The sequence below is a fragment of the Snodgrassella sp. ESL0253 genome, from assembly GCF_013344965.1.
Taxonomy (GTDB): Bacteria; Pseudomonadota; Gammaproteobacteria; order Burkholderiales; family Neisseriaceae; genus Snodgrassella; species Snodgrassella alvi_B.
The window spans coordinates 181,569-202,766 of the sequence record NZ_JAAEDQ010000002.1; the positions used below are offsets into that span (position 1 = coordinate 181,569).

At 42.2% G+C, this 21,198-nt stretch carries 22 protein-coding genes; 7 read left to right on the forward strand and 15 right to left on the reverse strand.

Annotation, left to right across the window (positions count from 1 at the left end; all coding sequences use genetic code 11):
- Positions 1–548: 548 nt before the first annotated feature.
- From GYX26_RS11525 to GYX26_RS02735, 3 genes are all read right to left on the reverse strand, one after another.
- Positions 549–674 (reverse strand): hypothetical protein, encoded by a 126-nt coding sequence (locus GYX26_RS11525; protein WP_255453832.1) that lies wholly within the window; start codon positions 672–674, stop codon positions 549–551.
- A gap of 180 nt (positions 675–854) precedes the next feature.
- Entirely contained in the window at positions 855–995 is a 141-nt protein-coding gene (locus GYX26_RS02730) for a hypothetical protein (RefSeq protein ID WP_174827935.1), read from the reverse strand.
- A 15-nt stretch (positions 996–1,010) separates the two neighbouring features.
- On the reverse strand, positions 1,011–1,550 hold the full coding sequence (locus GYX26_RS02735; protein ID WP_174827936.1) for a gamma carbonic anhydrase family protein: 540 nt from the start codon (positions 1,548–1,550) through the stop codon (positions 1,011–1,013).
- 128 nt (positions 1,551–1,678) lie between these two features.
- Between GYX26_RS02735 and GYX26_RS02740 the strand changes: the two genes are divergently transcribed.
- The 3 genes from GYX26_RS02740 to GYX26_RS02750 all read left to right on the forward strand — a co-directional run bounded on the left by GYX26_RS02740 (position 1,679) and on the right by GYX26_RS02750 (position 6,889).
- Entirely contained in the window at positions 1,679–3,778 is a 2,100-nt protein-coding gene (locus GYX26_RS02740) for a M3 family metallopeptidase (protein WP_174827937.1), read from the forward strand.
- Between the two features lie 295 nt (positions 3,779–4,073).
- Positions 4,074–5,777, forward strand: coding sequence for an AAA family ATPase (locus GYX26_RS02745; RefSeq protein WP_174827938.1), 1,704 nt, complete (start codon positions 4,074–4,076; stop codon positions 5,775–5,777).
- A gap of 5 nt (positions 5,778–5,782) precedes the next feature.
- Complete coding sequence (locus GYX26_RS02750) at positions 5,783–6,889, forward strand: 5-methylcytosine-specific restriction endonuclease system specificity protein McrC (protein WP_174827939.1); 1,107 nt, start codon at positions 5,783–5,785, stop codon at positions 6,887–6,889.
- 173 nt (positions 6,890–7,062) lie between these two features.
- Here the strand turns inward: GYX26_RS02750 and GYX26_RS02755 are convergent, their stop codons facing one another.
- From GYX26_RS02755 to GYX26_RS11360, 7 genes are all read right to left on the reverse strand, one after another.
- Positions 7,063–7,617: a hypothetical protein gene (locus GYX26_RS02755; protein WP_174827940.1), complete on the reverse strand. Its 555-nt coding sequence runs from the start codon at positions 7,615–7,617 to the stop codon at positions 7,063–7,065.
- 234 nt (positions 7,618–7,851) lie between these two features.
- Entirely contained in the window at positions 7,852–9,141 is a 1,290-nt protein-coding gene (gene ftsY / locus GYX26_RS02760) for a signal recognition particle-docking protein FtsY (RefSeq protein WP_174827941.1), read from the reverse strand.
- Between the two features lie 184 nt (positions 9,142–9,325).
- Complete coding sequence (locus GYX26_RS02765; RefSeq protein WP_174827942.1) at positions 9,326–9,940, reverse strand: Type 1 glutamine amidotransferase-like domain-containing protein; 615 nt, start codon at positions 9,938–9,940, stop codon at positions 9,326–9,328.
- Between the two features lie 38 nt (positions 9,941–9,978).
- The gene (locus GYX26_RS02770; protein ID WP_174827943.1) at positions 9,979–10,527 is read right to left on the reverse strand and encodes a 5'-3'-deoxyribonucleotidase; all 549 of its coding nucleotides are present in this window, start codon (positions 10,525–10,527) and stop codon (positions 9,979–9,981) included.
- A gap of 41 nt (positions 10,528–10,568) precedes the next feature.
- A complete protein-coding gene (gene ruvA / locus GYX26_RS02775) occupies positions 10,569–11,147 on the reverse strand; it encodes a Holliday junction branch migration protein RuvA (protein WP_174827944.1) in 579 nt (192 codons plus the stop codon).
- 79 nt (positions 11,148–11,226) lie between these two features.
- Entirely contained in the window at positions 11,227–11,976 is a 750-nt protein-coding gene (locus tag GYX26_RS02780) for a septal ring lytic transglycosylase RlpA family protein (RefSeq protein ID WP_370520830.1), read from the reverse strand.
- A gap of 324 nt (positions 11,977–12,300) precedes the next feature.
- Positions 12,301–13,011 (reverse strand): ComF family protein, encoded by a 711-nt coding sequence (locus tag GYX26_RS11360; RefSeq protein WP_238791214.1) that lies wholly within the window; start codon positions 13,009–13,011, stop codon positions 12,301–12,303.
- On the opposite strand from GYX26_RS11360, the gene bioH reads away from it, so the two are divergent.
- The 3 genes from bioH to GYX26_RS02800 are packed head-to-tail and all read left to right on the forward strand — an operon-like array spanning position 13,010 to position 15,471.
- The gene (gene bioH / locus GYX26_RS02790; protein ID WP_174827945.1) at positions 13,010–13,762 is read left to right on the forward strand and encodes a pimeloyl-ACP methyl ester esterase BioH; all 753 of its coding nucleotides are present in this window, start codon (positions 13,010–13,012) and stop codon (positions 13,760–13,762) included. The two genes, GYX26_RS11360 and bioH, sit on opposite strands and share 2 nt — an antisense overlap.
- Positions 13,759–14,574, forward strand: a complete 816-nt coding sequence (locus tag GYX26_RS02795; RefSeq protein WP_100091099.1) for a methyltransferase — start codon at positions 13,759–13,761, stop codon at positions 14,572–14,574. The genes bioH and GYX26_RS02795 overlap by 4 nt, the downstream gene beginning before the upstream one ends.
- A gap of 6 nt (positions 14,575–14,580) precedes the next feature.
- Positions 14,581–15,471: a patatin-like phospholipase family protein gene (locus GYX26_RS02800; RefSeq protein ID WP_100091098.1), complete on the forward strand. Its 891-nt coding sequence runs from the start codon at positions 14,581–14,583 to the stop codon at positions 15,469–15,471.
- 1,340 nt (positions 15,472–16,811) lie between these two features.
- On the opposite strand, the gene GYX26_RS02805 is transcribed toward GYX26_RS02800, so the two are convergent.
- Together GYX26_RS02805 and GYX26_RS02810 are read right to left on the reverse strand one after the other, a co-directional pair.
- On the reverse strand, positions 16,812–17,636 hold the full coding sequence (locus tag GYX26_RS02805) for an SDR family oxidoreductase (protein ID WP_174827946.1): 825 nt from the start codon (positions 17,634–17,636) through the stop codon (positions 16,812–16,814).
- Positions 17,637–17,700: 64 nt separating this feature from the next.
- Positions 17,701–18,363: an NADPH-dependent F420 reductase gene (locus GYX26_RS02810; protein ID WP_174827947.1), complete on the reverse strand. Its 663-nt coding sequence runs from the start codon at positions 18,361–18,363 to the stop codon at positions 17,701–17,703.
- 117 nt (positions 18,364–18,480) lie between these two features.
- On the opposite strand from GYX26_RS02810, the gene GYX26_RS02815 reads away from it, so the two are divergent.
- Positions 18,481–19,353: a LysR family transcriptional regulator gene (locus GYX26_RS02815; protein WP_255453833.1), complete on the forward strand. Its 873-nt coding sequence runs from the start codon at positions 18,481–18,483 to the stop codon at positions 19,351–19,353.
- A gap of 526 nt (positions 19,354–19,879) precedes the next feature.
- Here GYX26_RS02815 and GYX26_RS02820 read toward each other — a convergent pair.
- The 3 genes from GYX26_RS02820 to GYX26_RS02830 all read right to left on the reverse strand — a co-directional run bounded on the left by GYX26_RS02820 (position 19,880) and on the right by GYX26_RS02830 (position 21,188).
- A complete protein-coding gene (locus GYX26_RS02820; protein ID WP_174827949.1) occupies positions 19,880–20,296 on the reverse strand; it encodes a DUF6201 family protein in 417 nt (138 codons plus the stop codon).
- A 21-nt stretch (positions 20,297–20,317) separates the two neighbouring features.
- On the reverse strand, positions 20,318–20,722 hold the full coding sequence (locus tag GYX26_RS02825) for a DUF6201 family protein (RefSeq protein ID WP_174827950.1): 405 nt from the start codon (positions 20,720–20,722) through the stop codon (positions 20,318–20,320).
- 67 nt (positions 20,723–20,789) lie between these two features.
- Positions 20,790–21,188: a DUF6201 family protein gene (locus GYX26_RS02830; protein WP_174827951.1), complete on the reverse strand. Its 399-nt coding sequence runs from the start codon at positions 21,186–21,188 to the stop codon at positions 20,790–20,792.
- Positions 21,189–21,198: the final 10 nt, after the last annotated feature.

Sequence of the window (21,198 nt, forward strand, 5' to 3'; positions counted from 1 at the left end):
TGCTGCCTTATTCAAGATTACGTTCATAGTCACAGATTTAAGATGGCTATAGCCATAATGATTTAAGCCAGCCAACTGGCTATATTGCCACTGGCTGGTAAAATTAAACGTTTATATAAAATTTGAAATTATCTGGGTAAATAAAATACCCGCAGCCATCTATCCCTCTTCACAAAAACCTGCCAGTCAGACATTTTGCGGATAGCAGCGGGAAAAGAAGGCGTGCTCCGATACTTCTGAATGAAATTTCAAGCTTCCCTGCATTTAAGCAAAATAGTCAGCAGCGATATATTTCTGCTACTAGTTCAAGCCACACAATTCTGATTATATTTATATAATTAGCGTGACATTAAAGCTAAACCAATACCTGCTGTCATATTGTTCTATATGCTTCTTAACTGGTCATCTATAACCATTATCACAATGTTTGCCAGACTGTATAACTGTTATTTATTATTCAAAAATCAATAATATAAAAACAAAAAAGTGGTTGCATTCGCCAGATAAATATTTCTGGCAAACACAACCACTTTTAATCAATACAACAATTAATTAGATTCTACTGCGGCCTGTACATCGCTATACGGAGCTTCTTTAGTACCAGAATGTGTTGTTGCACAGGCTGACAGTGCCATAGCAGCCAATAAAGCGCCGATTCCTAATAATTTTTTCATCATAGTGTCCTTTGTGATTGGTTTGAAAAACTGCTTTGCTAATCCAGTTTAACTCTACCACTATAACAATCAGTCCATACAAATTTTGCACTTTCCAACCGCATAATATACCCAATTTACGACACTAATTAATTCATATAGGACAATAGTTTATACTGCCAAGTTACTTAAGCAGTAAGTTTAATGACCCGTATGAGATGATTCCACCCCACCTTTGAGCTGGCCATATACTTCAGTCTGGCCACCGCCTGTGCCATGGCTGGCACATCCAGCTAATACCAGTACACTGCACAACAAGCCTAAAGACAAAAATTTCTTCATTCCATCATCCTTACATTAAAGGTTAACTTGGTAATTTTGCATCAATTTAACATAATGCGCCGCAGAATACGGCAAAAACTCGCGTTCTTTTTCTGTTAACGGGCGAATTTGCTGCACGGGAGAACCCATATACAGATAGCCACTGGCCAGCCGTTTGCGTGGCGGAACCAAACTGCCGGCACCAATCATCACCTCATCTTCAATAATAGCGTCATCCAGCACGATTGAATTGATACCCACCAGAACGCGATTACCAATGGTGCAGCCATGCAGATTAACATGATGACCAATGGTCACATCTTCACCAATCAGCAGGGGTGAACCATCTGGCTTTGCCGCTGTTTTATGGCTTACATGCAGCATACAGTGATCCTGAATATTGCTTCTGGCGCCAATCTGCATCCTGTTCACATCGGCACGAATCACCGCAAACGGCCACACAGATACCTGTTCGTGCAACACCACATCCCCGATAACCACTGCCATATCATCTATATAACAACTATCAGCAATTTGTGGTTGCGTATCCAAATAAGAACGAATATTGTTTTTCATGTTTTTGACCTTATCCTATTGCATTATACACATCATTTAGAGCAGAAGATAAACAGCAGCTCCTGCCTTTTCCACCCGATTTACCTGAAAAACCGCAAATTTACAGGTATTTTTCTCATGAGAATACTATGTCTGAAAATGTTTTGTTGAATCTGGATAGCGAACCGCGCTTTGATGCCATCAGCGCCACTGATATTGAACCGGCCATGACTGAAGCCATGAATCAGGCCAATGCCGCCATTACCGCGCTGAAAGCAGAATCTGGCGTAAACTGGAATAACACGGTAGAAGCATTAACCAATATCACCGAACGTGTCGGCCGCATCTGGGGGGTGGTTGCCCATTTGAACAGCGTGGCCGATACGCCTGAATTACGCGCAGCCTATAATGCCCTGATGCCGAAAGTAAGCGAATTTTTCACTGCCATCAGTCAGGATATCGCTTTATATGAGCGCTTCAAGAATATCAAGGCCAGTGCAGAATATGCACAATTGAGCGCAGCACAGCAAACCAAACTGAATCATGATTTACGCGATTTCGTCCTGAGTGGCGCCGAATTGCCGGCACAGGAACAGGCCGAATTTGCAGCCTTGCAGGCCGAAGGCGCGCAACTTTCTGCGGCATTCAGCCAGAATGTACTTGATGCCACCGACGCGTTTGCATTGTATTTTGCCAATGGTGAAGCACTGGCCGGTAAAGAGAATGCATCCAGCCACAGTAGCAGCACTGCCGATTTTGCCCACGACAGCGAAATCAGCGGGCTGACAGAAGAAGCACTGGCCATGTTTGCCGCCGCAGCCGAAGCCGAAGGTAAAACCGGCTATAAAATCGGCCTGCAAATGCCGCATTATCTGGCCGTAATGCAATACGCTCACAACCGTGAACTGCGCCAACAACTCTATCATGCCTACTCAACCCGTGCCAGCGAGCTGGGTGAAGCCAAATGGGATAATACCGCCAATATCAACCGTATCCTGCAAATCGCTGCACGTGAAGCACAATTACTGGGTTTTCAGAATTATGCCGAACTGTCTCTGGCCACCAAAATGGCCGATACGCCGCAGCAGGTACTGGCATTCCTGCAAGACTTGGCCAGTCGCGCCAAACCATTTGCTGAAAAAGATTTGGCAGAAGTTAAAGCATTTGCCCACGAACAGCTCGGACTGGATGATTTACAGCCATGGGATGTTACCTATGCCAGCGAAAAACTGCGTCAGGCCAAGTATGCATTCAGCCAGACTGAGGTAAAAAAATATTTCCCCGCCGACCGCGTACTGGCCGGCCTGTTTGCCCAGATTGACAAACTCTACGGCGTGCATTTTATTGAAAAACAGGTACCAGTATGGCACCCGGATGTGCGCTACTATGAGCTGGAACAGGGCGGAGCCATCATTGGTGGTGTATACATGGATCTGTATGCACGTGCCGGTAAGCGCGGTGGCGCATGGATGAATGACTACCGCGGCCGCCGCCGTTTCACCACCGGAAATCATACCGGCCAGCTCCAGACACCGATCGCCTATCTGGTATGCAACTTTACCCCGCCCGTAGCCGGTAATACTGCACGCCTGAGCCATGATGAAATCCTGACTCTGTTCCACGAAACTGGTCACGGCCTGCATCATCTGCTTACTCAGGTAGATGAGCTGGGTGTATCCGGCATTAATGGCGTGGAGTGGGATGCTGTAGAAATGCCCAGCCAGTTTATGGAAAACTTTGTCTGGGAATACGATGTGCTGGCTGGCATGAGTAGCCATCAGGATACCGGCGCGCCTTTACCAAAAGAGCTTTACGACAAAATGCTGGCGGCCAAAAACTTCCAGACCGGCCTGTTTATGCTGCGCCAGATGGAATTTGCTCAGTTTGATATGGAAATCTACAGCCATCCGGGCTGCGACTGGCAACAAACCTTGCAGGAAGTGCGCCGCAGGGTAGCGGTGATGCCACAGCCAGACTTTAACCGTTTTGCCCATTCCTTCAGCCATATCTTTGCCGGTGGTTATTCTGCCGGTTACTACAGCTATAGCTGGGCTGAAGTGCTTTCTGCTGATATCTATGCTGCGTTTGAGGAAGAAGCTGATGCAGCCACCACAGGTAAGCGCTTCTGGCGTGAAGTCCTCGCGGTAGGCGGCTCTCGCCCGGCCATGGCGTCATTCAAAGCTTTCCGCGGCCGCGAGCCAAATATTGATGCGCTGTTACGTCATTGTGGTTTTAATGAAGCAGCCTGAATTTAGGCTCAATACAGACAACGCGGTGTATCACACCGCGTTTTTATTTGACCAGAGTTTGGGGCAGATATTGTGTTAGCCATTTAGAACCAGACAGAAACTCTGCCAGTATTTAGAATGATAACGATTAAATCCATGCCAATATATTAAAATTTATTTTAAAAACAATCTATTCTTAAAAACCAGCTTATTAACCCTTAACCTGAGCATGCTAAAAACTTAGCCATATTAATAAAAAATAATTAACATGCTATGATTTGGCTACTGCTTGTGACAATTTGCACAGATGAAGAAAATGGTTAATACAAATAAAAACTACTGGTTTTTAGGGGCTTGTTTTAATGATAATGATGACCAGAGTGAAAATTTCATCAACAAAGGCGAGTGGCTATACAACGGCAATAATAGCAGGGATATAGAGCTGGTTCGTTTAATTAGCGCCGGTGATCAGGTTGCAATCAAGACTACTTACGTACAAACGGATGATTTGCCTTTCGATACTCAGGGCTACCCTGTTTCGGTAATGAAAATTAAAGCCATCGGTACTGTTATCGACAATCCGGGCGATGGTAAATCCCTGAAAATAGAGTGGCAAAAATGCACTCCTGAAAAAAAATGGTATTTTTATACCAGCTTAAAAACCATCTGGCAGGTAAATATTTCCAGCTGGCAATCTGAGCAATTGGTTAATTTCACCTTTCATAATCAGCCACAGGATATCAACAGATTTTGCAACGCACCCTATTGGCGGGAACGTTTTGGTGATATCAATCTTGCCAAACAACAATTAAATGACATTGTAAATCAGGTACAGGAAAATAATGAATGGCAACAAACAGTACTGGGTTTCATTCAGGAGCTTTGTCAGCAAAATGATAGCGGTATTTTTACCCGGCAACAATTTCTGAATCAGTATCAGCAGCAGCTGCAAATACTATTCCCAAATAATAATACAATAGGCCAATCCGTGAGCCGAACCTTGCAGGAATTACGTGATAAAAAAATTTTGTTTTTTAAGGGAAATGGGCAATACAAACTATCAGATTATAATTCTGATACTACTGATGAAAAAGATACTGATATTATGAAAAGTATTGACCAGCCAGTAATCAGAGAACCTTACACCCTGAACGACTTAATAGCAGAAGGCTGCTTTACCGACCCGGATCAGTTAGCAATCATTCAGGCAAGATTAACTGAAAAGAAAAACCTGATTTTACAGGGGCCACCCGGCACAGGAAAAACCTGGCTGGCCAAACGTCTAGCCCATGTGATAGTCGGCTATCGCGATTTTGATAATATTAAAGCGATCCAGTTTCATCCGAATATGTCATACGAGGATTTTATCCGTGGCTATCGCCCATCCAGTAATGGCAAGCTTGAGTTAATTGATGGCCCCTTTATCGAAATAGCCAATCAGGCAAGAAACGATGTTAATACAAATTATGTAATGGTAATTGAGGAAATCAACCGTGGTAATCCGGCACAGATTTTTGGAGAAATGCTAACCCTGCTGGAAGCTAATAAGCGTACTGCTCAAGAAGCACTGGAATTAACCTATAAACGCGAACATGAAAAGGGCTTTTTTATTCCAGATAATCTGTATGTAATCGGTACCATGAATATTGCCGATCGTTCACTGGCGATGGTTGATTTTGCCTTGCGGCGCCGCTTTGCATTTTTCAGTCTGCACCCAAATTTTGGTGATGTGTGGCGGAAATACATGGCTGAAAAAACTAATATTTCACCAGAAAAACTACAGGATTGGCAGCAACGTATGCACCAACTGAACCAGCTAATCAGTGACGATCCCATGCTGGGAGCTGCATTTACGATCGGGCACAGCTACCTGACCAGCAATAAGCCGATAGCGGACGCTGACAACTGGTTTAGGCATATCATTCAAACTGAAATCCAGCCCTTACTGGCGGAATACTGGTTTGATGAGCCGGCTAAAATTAAAGATGCCATAGAATTATTATTGTCTGATGTCAGCTAGCTGTTATGAATCTGTCTAATCAATCAACAGTAAAAACTACCGTAGCCACTGTACCTATTAGAAACATTTGGCTGCTTTTACTCTATGCTTCTGACCTGTACCAGACACTTGGCAAACAGCAACGGGTGCAGCTAGAAAATAATCCGGAGGATCTGATCAAGCTGGTGGCCAAACTGTATTGTCAGGCCGTAGGTAAAAGGCTGATGCGCTCATTATCCTGTGGCTATCAGCAACATACTCAGGTACTGAATCGTGTCAGGGGAAAAATAGATATGCTTATCACAGCACGACAGCAATTACTGGAAAAAGGCCGAATTCAATGCCATTTTGATATTTTAACCATTGATACACCTAAAAACCGTTATATCCATGCGGCTGCACATGCCTTGCTGCCGCAGTTACAGGATAAAATACTAACTCGACAATGCCAGAAAATCATCAGCCGTTTTAAGGAGCTGAAAATAGGCCAGTCAACCCACTATAACTATTTAACCGACTATTTCGATCAATCAGGCAAACAGGATAAAACCCTGCTCACCCTGTGCCGGCTTATTTTTAATCTGGCCATTCCTACTGAGCTGGCAGGTGTACATCAGGTCGAACAGGTAAAGAAAACCGATCACTGGTTACGGCGTTTATTTGAAAAAGCAGTGGTTGGGTTTTGCCGGGTAAACCTGAATAGCAACGACTGGAAAACAAGCACAGGCAAACGGTTATACTGGCAGCAGGAACAGGCTAGCTCTGGCATAAAAAATTTTTTGCCTAATATGCAAACAGATCTGATTATTGAGCATCGCAACTGCAATCATCGTCTGATTATTGATACCAAATGCACATCCATTCATCATCAGTCTCGCTACAAAAACAAGGTTTTTAAAAGCAGCCATATCTATCAGCTATATGCTTATCTGAGAAGTCAGGAAAATGCAGCCGATCCGCCATCCTGCAATGCAACTGGAATGCTGTTATATCCGGTGATAAATGACACAATTAATGAATATGTCACTATTCAAAACCATCAATTCAGATTTTGTACCATTGATTTAAGTCAGGAATCCAGCCTGATCAGAAAAAATCTGCTGAATTTATTATGCCATTGTCGATGTGGCTGAATAAGATTTCTGTATGTCTGAATCCATCATTCCATCCCGGCTATTCTGATAATAAATTAAAATTATGACATAAAAATTATTACTAATAGTTTTTCTATTATCTTATCCAGTTTACGCAAAACAGTGTTTGACTAATCAAACCATTATCTGTAGCAAACTATTAATTTTACAATTTACCCGTAGTTGGCAATATTATGTTTTCTCATCACAGCCTGAACAAGTACAGCGAGCTTTTCCAGCAGTTCATCCCAACTATTATCTTCAAGAAATAGAAATCCTTCTTTAAAAACCACTTTTCCCTGTTTTAACATTATCTTCTGAGCCTCTACCCATGCCATATACTCAAATGGCAGTTGCACCTGCTCCAGTGTATCTGTCAAAATTTTTTTTGAATCGGGATTAGTCGGTATACCCAGATACCAGGTAAAGCGGTTTTCAATACAAACCAGTCTGGATAAATCCAGTTCAAATAGGTATTCATTCTGTGGGTTAAATAAAATAATATAAAACGGCCGTCCATTTCTCCATGTGGTATAACGAATCGAAGTCTGGTCAGGAAAGATTATTTTCTGGTAACAACCATCTATATTGTTTACAGCATGATGATCAATCTCTCCTAATGTAGCATTGGCAAGAGATTTACTCAGATACGCCATTATGTTGTAGCCAAATAGCTGGTACTGTAAAAACAATTTACTCAGTGGCACATTGTCATTATTCTGAGTCATAAATATCTCTATTGTTTGAATTAACCTCTTTTATTATTTATTTTAATATAAATTAAACAGTTAAAGTAAAATTTTTTAATTTCAATAGTATTTATTTACATGATTACCCGGCTATTCCAATATGCTCGCGGACATGATTAAGTCTTGCTATCTGAATATTAAATTTATACTGAAACAATAAAAAAGCTGGCTATTTCATATTAATAGCCAGCTTTTTTATTTGGTATGATTTGATTACTCATCCTCAATCAACGCATCCACAAACGCGCGTGCATCAAACGGGCGTAAATCATCGATGCCTTCACCTACACCAATAAAACGTACCGGAATAGGGCGTTTGGCCGCCAGTGCGGCGAGAATACCGCCTTTGGCGGTGCCATCGAGTTTGGAAACAATCAGGCCGGTTAAACCAAGGGCGTCATCGAATGCGACTACCTGATTAATGGCATTCTGGCCAACGTTGGCGTCCAGTACCAGCATCACTTCATGCGGCGCTTCGGGCAGGGATTTTTGTAGTACGCGTTTTACTTTTTTGATTTCTTCCATCAGATGCAGCTGGGTAGGTAATCTGCCGGCGGTATCGGCCAGTACCACATCAATACTGCGTGCTTTGGCGGCTTCCAGTGCATCAAAGCAAACGGCAGCCGAATCGCCGGAAGCCTGTGCGATTACAGTAACGTTATTGCGCTCACCCCATTGCTGCAATTGTTCGCGCGCAGCAGCTCGGAAAGTGTCACCAGCGGCCAATAGTACGCTTTTACCCTGGCTCTGGAAATATTTGGCCAGTTTACCGATGCTGGTGGTTTTGCCTGCGCCATTCACACCAGCCATCATGATAACAAACGGCTTTTTATCTGTGGGTAAAATCAGGGGTTGCTGTAGGGGCTGTAGTAATTCATACAATGCTTCTTTCAGGGCACTGCGCAGTTCGTTACCGTTTTTCAGCCCTTTCAGGGTCACACGCTGGCGTACCTGTGCCAGTAGTTTTTCGGTGGCTTCGATACCCATATCGCTGGTGAGCAGTACGGTTTCCAGCTCCTCGTACAGGTCTTCGTCGATTTTGCCGCCGCCAAACACGGAAGCCAGCGATTTGGCCATGTGGTTACGCGATTTGCTCAGCCCCTGTTTTAAGCGTGCTGCCCAGCCCAGCTTGGCTGGTTTATCTGCCTCGCTGCTGGTTTCTGCTGGTGCAACCGGGATAACCATGGCATTTTCGCCTGCCGGTGTCTGAGCTGGTGCTGGTTCTGTGGTTGTGGCAATGGCGGCCGGTTCATCCACCACTGTCGGTACAATGATTTCTTCGGCTGTCTCGGCGGCCGGTTGGGCAGTTGCTTCGTCAGCTGGTGCTGCTTCGGCTGTGGTAGGGTGGTTGGATTCCGCTTCAGTTTTAACAGTTGTTTCAGCCGGAGCTGATTCAACAATTACCTCCTGTGGCTGTTGTACATTCTCTGGCTGGCTGGGCGTGGACGCGGGTTGTTCCACTGCTGGCTCAGTATTTTTTTTTCTTTTAAAAAATCGAAACATGGGGTATTCCTGATACTAGGGTAAACCAAAGTTCAATAAACACTAGTCTTTGGTAATGAATTAATTGTGCTATTGTAGCCTAAGCAGATGCTTGTTTGATAATACATCATGACATGATTGCCATGTTATTCCGGCGGTTTTGCTTATCCGCGCAATCCTTTTGGCTGTTTATATTCATGGATATTTATACCACCGTATAATCGTGATTACTTATAATAATAGCCTGCTGATTATTAAAAGGTATTAGCTTTAAATGATTGCTATACTTCGCATAGATTTGCTGTACTGAATCTGCAAAAGGTTCTTCTATATAATGCGGTAATGGATAGAAATCGATGACATTTAAACCGGCATAGTTCTCCAGTTGAGGAGCCAGACTGCTGTCGTCCATCATACTGCTATATTCAATGTCTGCGGCCAGAATAATTGCGCCTGCCGACTCGCCGATATAAATGCAGCCCTGTGCAATTCTGTGTACAAGTAACTGATCAAGATTTTTTCTTTTCAGTTGCTGCAATAAATAAAATGTATTGCCGCCGGCTATGCAGATTATTTCTGCGGCAGCAAAGGCCTGGTGGCACTGCTGGGTATCGGCACTGGCTATATCCAGTAATTCAAGCTGAAATCCAAGTTGTTGCAGTGCTGCTTTGCCTTCATCTATATATCCGGTGTAACTTTCAACATTGCCAGCAGTGGGAATAAACAGGACACTTTTACTGTTTATTCGATTTTTTTGAATAAAATCTGCAAGCTGCTGGGTTATTCCGGCAATATAGGAGGTTAAAAATATTGTTTTCACCGCTAGTCTCCAACCTTTCTATTTATCCTGTATGGTCTTTATTGCAATAATTCAGACCAGGTTTCCGGCTGCGCCCAGTTTACTCGGTGCAGCCTGGTCTGGGTTCGATTGTAAGGCTGATCGTAAATCCAGTGCTGCCACTGCGGTATCAGGCTGCCGCTTATCTGTGGTTTGTCATCAATCAGAATATCGCCACGTACCCATGTTTTGTCTTTGGCTAAAATAATGCGCTGTAGCCAGTCTTCGCCCAGATGCTGGCATACCCAGTCAAATTTTTCAGCTACACAGTAATGATAAGCCTGAATGGGTGAGGTACAGATACGCACATCATGACCGGCTTCGAGTAAGCGTCTGGCCGCGGCAATACCATCTAGCATGGGTGGTAAGGAGGCGAAAAAGCCTTTGCTGCTGTAAATCCGGGCTAGCTGTTGGTGATACTGGGGTGCCATATCATCACACAGGTAAAAATGCCTGCGTTCAGCCAGTGGCAGTGGTTGTTCATAAGTCTGCTGCCATAGTTGCCGTACTCCCTGTTCAAAGTCGGCTAAAACGCCATCCTGATCCAGCAAAATCAATTTAGAGGCCATACAAATTCCTATGGTGGCTTGTGTCATTATCAAACAAATAGTTATAGCATGTTTTTTAAGGCCAGCCGTACGCCCTCACTGATATCAGTGCCCGCCGGTATATTTTTGCAGGCAGTACGGGCTTCTTTGTCGGTATAGCCTAAGGCAAGCAGTGTATTGATAATATCTTCGTTACTATCAGTGGCTTCCGGGGTAAACAGACCAGCGGCATTGCCATTACCGGCGAGCTTGCCACGTAATTCCAGTACCATGCGTTCGGCAGTTTTTTTACCGATACCAGGCGCGGCTGTCAGGCGTTTAATGTCTTCGGAGGCAACTGCCTTAGCCAGTTCATCGCTGGTAAGGGTGGATAAAATACCCAAAGCACTTTTGGCTCCAATACCGCTTACTTTTACCAGAGCCCGGAATGTTTCCCGTTCTTCGCGGGAGCCAAAGCCAAATAGCAGGTGGGCGTCTTCACGTACCACTAGCTGTGTATACAGTGCCGTCTCTTCTCCCACTGCCGGCAAGGTGTAAAAGGTTTGCATGGATACTTGAGCCTCGTAGCCCACGCCATGAACATCGAGTACGACTACAGGCGGATTTTTTTCCAATACAATTCCACGTAAACGACCAATCATTATATTCCTTTTCCAACTAGCAAATAAACAAAAGCCCGTGCATGATACCACGGGCTTTTTTCCGACCTGATAGCAGGGTTTACAATGCGGTTAGCATTGATTTTTTCGCTTCATCAGCACGTTGCTGTTGCTGAAAAGGTCCCATGCGGACAACATAGCTGTCTTTAACTTTTACCAGCTTGGCCTGATGTTGGCTTCCGGCCGCCAGCAAATGCTGTGAGGTTGCTTTCAGATATTGCTGGGCTTTTTCTTTGCTGCCAAACCGCTGTAGGTCTACATAAATATTGCCACCTGTGCCAGCCGGCTGGATACGTTCCCCAGGCACAATCTGTTCTACCCGTACCTGAGCGGTACCGGCACGGACGAAACCTAACTGCTGCGCTGCGGCATAGGATAAATCCATTACCCGGTTAGCGTGAAACGGGCCACGATCGTTAACACGTACGACCACTGTCTTGCCATTGGACAGATTGGTTACCCGGGCATAACTGGGGATAGGCAAGGTTGGGTGAGCGGCAGTAAGCATCTGGCTGTTAAAACGTTCACCAGATGAAGTGCGGCGCCCTTGAAAATTCTGACCATAGTAGGAGGCTCGGCCTATCTGACTGAAACTGGCCACTTTTTGCAGCGGGTAATAACGTTTGCCCGCTACCTGATAGCTAAGATTAGCTGTTTTGTGCAGATGTTCTGCTGGTACTACTGTAAGATTAGATACTGATTTTTTAGCATGATAAACCGGCGCTGACAAATTACTGGTTTGTTTGGCATAAGCCATACTGAAACCAAACATCATTGCCACACTAACAAATAATACTTTAATCCTGATCAAACCGTATTTCCGTTTCTTTGAGTAAAAGACGCAAAAACCAGACGCACAACCATTGTTGTTCACAACAATACTTTGTCCGGTAAAAACTGAATTTATACTAAGACAGCAAAAAACAGCGGCGGCCACTTTAAAATGTGGCGGGAGAGGCTGTAACCTCAATTGGCAAGAACAAACACCGGCTGTTATTTATTACAGCACATTGGCGGGTTCAGAAAGTTGCTTACTAATTGGCAAAATGCCAAAATTGTAACGCAGTTAATAATTGAATCAGTTATTTAACAGGGCGACACTATGCCAAATAGCCCTTTGTCTGTCAAAGATTTTTCATTCCGGATGTGCCAGTGTCCAGACATAAATCCGTGAAGCGCCCGATTTCTTAAGGGTTTGAGCCAATTCAGTAATTGTTGCGCCTGTGGTCACAACATCATCGATTAACAACAGGTTACGTTTTTTTACTGCATGATTAAGACGAAATACACCGCGTACATTGCGCTGGCGTGCCGATTTTTTCAAAGTGGATTGTGGCGGCCGGTAACAACGTTGTACGCAGTCTGGCCGCAGCACTGGCAGCGCGTAATGCCGGGCAATGATTGCGGCAAGCAGCTGGCTCTGATTAAAACCTCGTTCAAACAAACGTTTGCGGCTTAGTGGCATGGCCAGTACAGCATCTATCTTTACTTGCTCCAGCCATTGCGGCGGCTGTGCCAGCATCAGTGCCGCCAGTGTATCCAGCAAGGCGAGCTGCCGCTGATGCTTGAATGCGCTCAGCATCTGCTGCAATGGCGCTGCATAGCGGTAACTGGCATACAAGGTGGTAAACGGCCATTGCTGCTGACACTTCTCGCAAAGTCCGGCCAATAGTCGGCCACCACGGCAACGCGGACATATATCTGTATCGGTACGCTGCAAAGCAACCATATCATGCCAGCACGTCCGGCACAAACCTGAGACATGTGCATAATCGTGGCATAATAAGCAATGTGGCATACCGATACATGCGTGCCAGAATGAAGTGAGTAATGAAATCATACCCATGACTACACCTTCCCAAACTTTATTAATTCACGGCTGGGGCGCCAATCACCATATATTCGACCCTTTGCTGGCACATCTGCCGGCCACATGGCAAAAACACTGGTGTATCCCAGATTTGCCCGGCCATGGCTGTGCACCATTTGATGGTACTTTTAATATAGACAGCATTGCCGACCAACTGGCCGCGCAACTAACCGCCCGTACCCATTTACTTGGCTGGTCGCTGGGTGGCATGGTGGCATTAAGTCTGGCGGCACGCTATCCAGACAAAGTAGCCTCGCTGTGCCTGACGGCCAGTCTGGCCAAACTGATGGCCAGCAGCGACTATCCGCAAGGTCTGCAACGCGTTAGCCTTAATATGATGGCCAACAAATTCAGTGAAGATTATCCCAAATACATGCAACAGTTTCTACAATTGCAGATGCTGTATGCAGATACTTGTGCACATGCATGTCTCGACAGTCTGGTAGCCGCCATCTGCCAGTATGGGCCGCCTACTGCTCTTAACGCTGCTTTGCATGCGCTGGAACAGGCTGATTTACGCCCGTTACTCAGTAGCATAAACTGTCCGGTATTACTGATTTATGGCGGCCGCGATGCCATTACCCCGCCACGCATGGGTGAATATCTGCATCAGCAGCTACCGCAAAGCGAATGGTGTCTCCTGCCGCAGGCGGCACACACACCATTTTTAAGCCATCCTGATGAATTTGCCCGGGTACTGGGCCAGTTTTGGGAACAACATTCATGACAACCCTGCCACACCAGCCAGACTGGTTTCTCCATGCACATCTGGCCGCTACTCTGGACGAACGCCTGAGTATTCTGAGACAACCACCGCAGCACATCCTGCTGGCCGCCGCAGATGGCAATGAAAGCTACCGGCTGCTCAAAATGCGTTATCCTCAGGCTCAATTTCAGGAGTTTGACAGCCGCAATACCTATTTACAGGCGGCTCAGGCTATTCGCAAGGCCAAACTGAGCTGGTGGCAGAAACTCAATGGCAGCCTGCCTGCACAAACTGTTTCCGACCAGCTTCCCGGCAATCAGACTGCCGATATGGTATGGAGTAATCTCGGCCTGATTCATCAGGCGGATCCAATAGCGGTGATAAAAAACTGGGCAGAAGCTTTACAGCCGGATGGTTTGTTGTTTTTCAGCCATTTTGGTCCGGATACCCTGAAAGAAGTTCTGACACTGTGGCGCGCAGAGGGTATAGTTGTCAAAACTCCGCGCCTGCTTGACATGCACGACCTTGGGGATATGCTGTACCAGCACGGCTTTTACGATCCAGTGATGGACATGAACATGCTTACCCTGCAATACACCAGGGCAGAGCGCTTTATTGATGATATGCGCACGGCCGGCCTGTGGCAGAGCCTGCAATTTGATAACGAAATTGATGCGGTGCGCATTCTGGCTCAGGCCTGGAAAAACAATGATATCCATAACGTTACGCTTGAGCTCGTGTATGGACATGGCGTTAAAAAACAGGTACTGCCAGAGAATGCTGCACCTATACAATTTTATCCATCATCTGCAACCAAAACATCCGAACCTTAATATCATATGAAATTCACAGCGTTGCTGCGCAATAGCGTACTGATTATTACCACATTTATTACCATTACTGCCTGCAAAAGCACTGCTCCGGCCACACCACCGGCACCGGCCAAGCCTCGCGCCGTTATCGGGCTGGCACTTGGTGGGGGCGTTTCCAAAGGGTTTGCCCATATTGGCGTCATTAAGGTGTTACAGGAAAATCACATTCCGGTACGTGTTGTTACCGGTACCAGCGCCGGAGCGCTTGTGGGCAGCATGTACGCTTCCGGTATGAGCCCCGACCGGCTGGAGCTGGAAGCCGAAATACTGAATAAATCCGATCTGGTCGATCCGGTACTGTCTACTTCCGGCTTTATCAAAGGGCAGAAACTGCAAGATTACATCAATGCCAAAGTACGTAATAAACCGATTCAGCAATTTCCTATCCGCTTTGGCGCAGTAGCCACTGAATTTGGTACTGGGCGCATGGCGGTTTTCACCAGTGGCAATGCTGGGCAGGCGGTACGGGCTTCTGCCAGTATTCCCAATATTTTTCAGCCTGCTGTTATCGGTAATAAACGTTTTGTCGATGGCGGTCTGGTTGCCCCCGTGCCCGTTAGTGCTGCCAGACAGCTTGGCGCCAATGTGGTGATTGCTGTAGATATTTCGGCCAAGCCCGCACGCCTGACCAGCGAAGGTTTTTTCTCTTACCTCGACCAGAGCCTTAACATCATGAGTGCATCAGCGCTAAGCAGCGAGCTGGGCAAAGCACAGGTGATTATCAGTCCGCAGGTACAGAAGCTGGGTACCGTTGGCGGCTTTGACCAGAAAACTCAGGCTATCCAGCTAGGTGAACAGGCGGCACGTGCTGCTTTACCACAGATTCGCGCGGTACTGGCCAAATATCAGGTTAACTAGGTATATAAATTAAAAACAGCTGGCGCAGACTGCCTATGTGGTAGTCTGCGTTTTTATTCAGGTTAATTTTGTTAAAAACAGGGTAAAATCAATAGCTGAAATTTAATGCTAATTAAGCAGCACAATTAATTATTACCCATACTCAGCAATATCTGTTGGTACTTCTAAAAATCTAACCGCTGTATTTAACCAAGAAACGGGTATAAAACATAATGGTTAAATTTTTAAATCTGACACGATAAACATGAAAATCTTATCGTTACATTAGTATGGCATATAGCAACTAATAGTTTAGTTTCGATTGAGCTTTGAACAGATGATTAAAAAACCAATCTAGCACTCAATGCGATACTTATGGTGAAGCCGTTAAATTTTTACGATTCCTTCATGAGGCTTTGGTTTTAAAATGAGTTTCGCAAATATCTATTTAAGTTTCCGCTTTTGGTTCCTAAAAACCATTCATAATCTAATATCAGTGTCTTCATACCTCATATTTTTTCATTATGGATAAAAAAGTGAATTATCCATGCCATTTTTAGAGTAGATTTTATTATGGGAAATACAGCTTATGCTTCTAATATGGATACGCTTTGGCACTCAGTCATTTTTCATATTTGATCCTCTTTTATGTTTTTATGCTAGAAATTTTTCTACTTTTTAACTGTATATCAACGGATAGTTCAGCTAGATTATAAAAAGTGAAATATATATATTAATATTAAGAGTTTATGGAAAATGATTTATTAAAGTCAAATTCATAACAAGCTAATTTGCACTGTGTTCTTTTGCACGCTTAATAATGGCAGGTATCAAACGTTTCAATTATAAAAATTTGATTATAAATAATTTTTTCAATTTTTGCTAATGAATTTCACCCTTGTCCTGATTTTAATTTGGTTATTCTTTTCATATAATAAGCTTAGATGATGGAAAAATCCTCAGGGAAACCATGGGCAGAATGGCTTCAGCTGCACCTAAAAATGTCAAAAAATTTAAAGTACAAACAGACTCGAATAACGAAGAAGCCGGTCAGCAAAATACTAATAACCAGTAAAACTGAAGAAAAAGACGCAGCAATATTAATATGTTTATGGCAATAATTAAAGCCACCAACTTTTGTCATGAGCTTATAAATGATTACAATTGATGTTAGATATGGGTAATCAACCCGTAATGTAATTTCCGACATCACATAATATTATCCTAATCAAGACGTATTAACTGGATAATTAATCATTGTGATTACCAACTTGCTATCACGTAGAATGTGTTTTGAGATTGCAGAAAGTATGGTGCTTTGTGTAAGTATTCAAAATAATAGTGATGGTGTTTATCTGCTATCACCACCTAATGCTGTTTGGGCATGTATACGGATTTGGTAATTTTTGATTCTGCAAAGGATTATCAGAATAAGGCAAGACGCCATCTTTTAGACTAAATGAAAAGTCTTTGGTACTGATTTCACCAATCGTTTTATCGCTATCATAAAGTGCTATTAAAAAGCCCGCCATTTGATCGGCTGTATGAAACTGATTAAACTGTTTTTTATAATCATATTTAAATGTGTTATTTGCTACGTGACCAAATTCTGTTTCTGTTGCAGCAGGTGCAAGTACTTTTGCCACCAATTTGGCTTTAGCCTGCTTTAATTCATGTGCCAATCCCTCAGTAAAGGCATTAACATAAAATTTAGTGGCACAATAGGTAACCGCATTGGGTACGATTGTATATCCTCCACGCGATGAAATATTAATAATTTGAGTGCCTGGCTCATTTTGATATTTACTGACATAACGGGTAGAGAGAATTGTTAATGCTTCAATGTTGAGATGAAGCATGGTTTCTATTTTATCTAAATCCTGATCTTTAACGCTTCCATAATGTCCGAATCCGGCATTATTTATCCACGTTTCGATAAAATAGTTTTCTAAATCATCAAACAGCGAATGAGTATTTGTCGCGCTGGATAAATCGCATACTTTAATCACAACCTCTACATTAGCATTAATGCTTGCTATTTCTTGCTTTAATGCTTCCAGTTTTTCTTTCCGTCTGGCGATCACAATAAGGTTTTTATCTCGCTTGGCAAAAGCCATGGCTGTTGCATAGCCTATTCCAGAGCTGGCACCGGTGATAACAGTATATTTATTATCTTTGCTTTTCATATCTTATTTACCTTTTTATAATAATTTATGATTACTGATTAGTAATATTCAAATTTTTAATCACTTATTTCCATGAATTTTCTGGTAATTCGATGTCTCTTTGTGCTTGCTTTAGTGCATCATGTAACTGTTGAACATTTAATGGGAAGCAATACGCAGGCTTAGCCCGTTCAAATTTCCAGCTATCAGATAAAAGACCAACATCAACATAATCATAGCCGACATGTTCGAGTAAATTAAAAACAGTTTGTTTGGCTGCTAAATCATTGCCAGCCACAGGAATTGCTCTTCTATTCAACTTATCATCTGGTTTGGCATCTTTAACAATATCTTTTGCCAGAATTGCATTAAAGACTTTAACAATTTTGGATTTAGAAAGATGCTGAGCAACCAATTCACTGGTTGTGATTTCATAGTTATCTAATTGCTGAAAGTGCCCGTCACGATTAGGATAATAGTTCATTGCATCAAGCACTATTTTATTATCCATTAAATCAGCGGGTAGTTGTGAATAATTAATAAATGGAATCGCGATCAAAATAACATTTCCAAATTCAATGGCTTCATCTCGACTGCCAATTTGACAACCTATGTTACTGCCCGCACTAAATAGTGTATTTTTATCTCGTGAGTTACTTAACATAATCTGATAGCCTGCCCGCATAAATATGGTCGCACAGGCTTGGCCGACAAATCCTGCACCAATAATACCAATCTTTTTCAGCATAATATTTCCTTTTTTGGACAGTTATTCGTATTATCATTACAAATTGAAACATAATAAATATTGTTATAATTGATTTACTAACAACTTAGAGTTGGCAATATGGATTTATTTAGATGTATGGAGGCATTTGTCTTGACCGTGAAAACCGGTTCTTTTGCGGCAACGTCTATTTCATTAAATACATCGCCACAAATGATCGCTAAATATATTGCATTTTTAGAAAATTATCTGGGCTTAAAGCTATTAAATAGAACAACTCGGTCGCAAAATCTTACCGAGTTTGGCAAACAATATTATGAAAGATGTTTGTTTATTTTAGGAGAAATTAAAGCAACTAAAACGCTTGCACAACAATATAGTGATGAACCGAGGGGAAATTTAAAAATTAGTGCTCCGGTAAGCTACGGACATTTTAATGTAATACCAGTAATAAGCCATTTTATGAAACGCTATCCAAAAATGAGTGTGGATATCCAATTGAATGATCGCTATGTTGATTTAGTTCAGGAAAATTTTGATATTGTGTTTCGCGTTGGTGAATTAACTGATTCAGGTTTAATTGCTCGTAAACTAAATCCTTATCAACTCATTTTTGCGGCTTCGCCCAGTTATCTGGCTCAATATGGTGTGCCATCTGTTCCCAATGATATAAAAAAACATCAGTGCCTGATTTATCAATATGTTAATCCAAGTAAAAAAGATTATCTTTGGCCTTTCACGATTAATGGAAAGTTAGTTCACCTCCCCATATCAGGTTCGTTGACAAGCAATGATACTTTGGCGTTAGCAACCGCAGCAGTCGAAGGATTAGGTATCACCATGCTTCCTGAATCAATGCTTAGAGAGGCTATCACACAAAATAAATTACTACCCATATTGCAAAATTTTTTACCACCAGCAAGAGAAGTACATTTACTTTATCCTGCCGACAGGCAACGGCCATCAAAACTTAATATTTTTATTGAGTTTGTGCTTGATTCTATGTCTTAGGGTCTATTATTCGGTTACATTGATGAATCAATATTAAGGTCACAATTGATATTGATTCAGATAATAATTTTCTCAATGCAGTCAGAAGTAAAACAACAAAAACTGGATGATGAAAATAGCAGTAACCATGTAATAGCCAGACAAGACGAAGATAAAATAATAAGCTTTAGCAATATTTTTTTCATAAGCTGTTTATATCAAATGCTTTACTGAAATTTATGATTACGTATGGTTTTGGAAATATCAGGGCCGTCATAACCATGATTGGTTGGAAACGTAAAACCATTATCTTGTTTATCAGGAAAAGACATTTTTTCAAATAATGCCTGTTCGCTAACATATTCAAAATAAGAACATCTCCATAATTCCTCGCCCTTTTTATTATATAAAAAAACTGGATGACGAAAACAGGCATAGCCAATAAGAAAATACAGGATAAACTAGCACTTTTATGATATTTATAATTTTTTTCATTAGCAATCGCTCCGATACTTTATTATAGACTGGTTAAATCCACTGATAACAATCAATGCTGATTTTCTTGTTTATTACCGTTTACTCGATTTATCTCATCTGTTAAATCGATGTTTTCCCGCCCTTTATTACCGGAATATCTTAATAAATTGCTTTTTTTAGTAGGAATAACCAGACCACCTATCGTATCACTTAAATAGGCATAATAAGGTGAATGCCATATCTCCTTGCCCTCTTTATTATATAAAACCCAAAAATATTTGTCGTATCCATCTATTAGCTTATAGACCGCAATCGGTGTTGTGGGCAGATGTTTATACATATTTAAGTAATACTCACCATCATCTCCCTCTTTGGTGTAATGCAAATTAAAATCACCATAAAAGCTGGATGAGGAAAACAGCAGTAACCATGTAATAGCCAGACAAGACGAAGATAAGATAATGAGCTTTAGCAATATCTTTTTCATAAGCAGCTTATATAAAATGCTTTACTGTAATTTATGATTACGTATGGTTTTGGAAATATCAGACCCAACTAGTCCATGATTTGTTAGGCAAATAAAATTTCCGTCCATTCCAACATCATCTGGAAAAGACATCATATCAAATACTGATTCCTCATCAATATAGTCAAAGTAGGATACCCTCCACAGCTCTTCTCCCTTTTTATTATATAAAACTGTGAAGTATTTATTGCCTCCCAGTATTTGCACTATAGAAATAGGTGATGTGGGCAAATGTTTATATATATTGGCATAGTATTCTCCACTGTCACTTTTTATTGTTTTATAAAGATTAAAATCTCCGTAAAAACTGGATGACGAAAACAGGCATAGCCAATAAGAAAATGCAGAATAAACTAGCACTTTTATGATATTTATAATTTTTTTCATTAGCAATCACTCCGATACTTTATTATAGACTGGTTAAATTCACTGATAATAATCAATGCTGATTTTCTTATTTATTACCGTTTACTTGATTTATTTCATCTGTTAAATCGATGGCTTCCCAGCCTTCATTACTTGAATATCTTAACAAATTACTTTTTTTCGTGGGAATAACCAGACCACCTAAATCATCACTTAAATATGCATAATAAGGCGAATGCCATATCTCCTTACCCTGTTTATTATATAAAACCCAAAAATATCTCTTTCCCTCTATCAGTTTGTATACTGCAATGGGAGTTGTTGGCAGATGCCGATACATATTCAGGTAATACTCACCATCATGACCTTCTTGTGTGTAATTTAGATTGAAATCACCATAAAAGCTGGATGAGGAAAATAGCAGTAACCATGTAATAGCCAGGCAAGACGAAGATAAGATAATGAGCTTTAGCAATATCTTTTTCATAAACCACCTA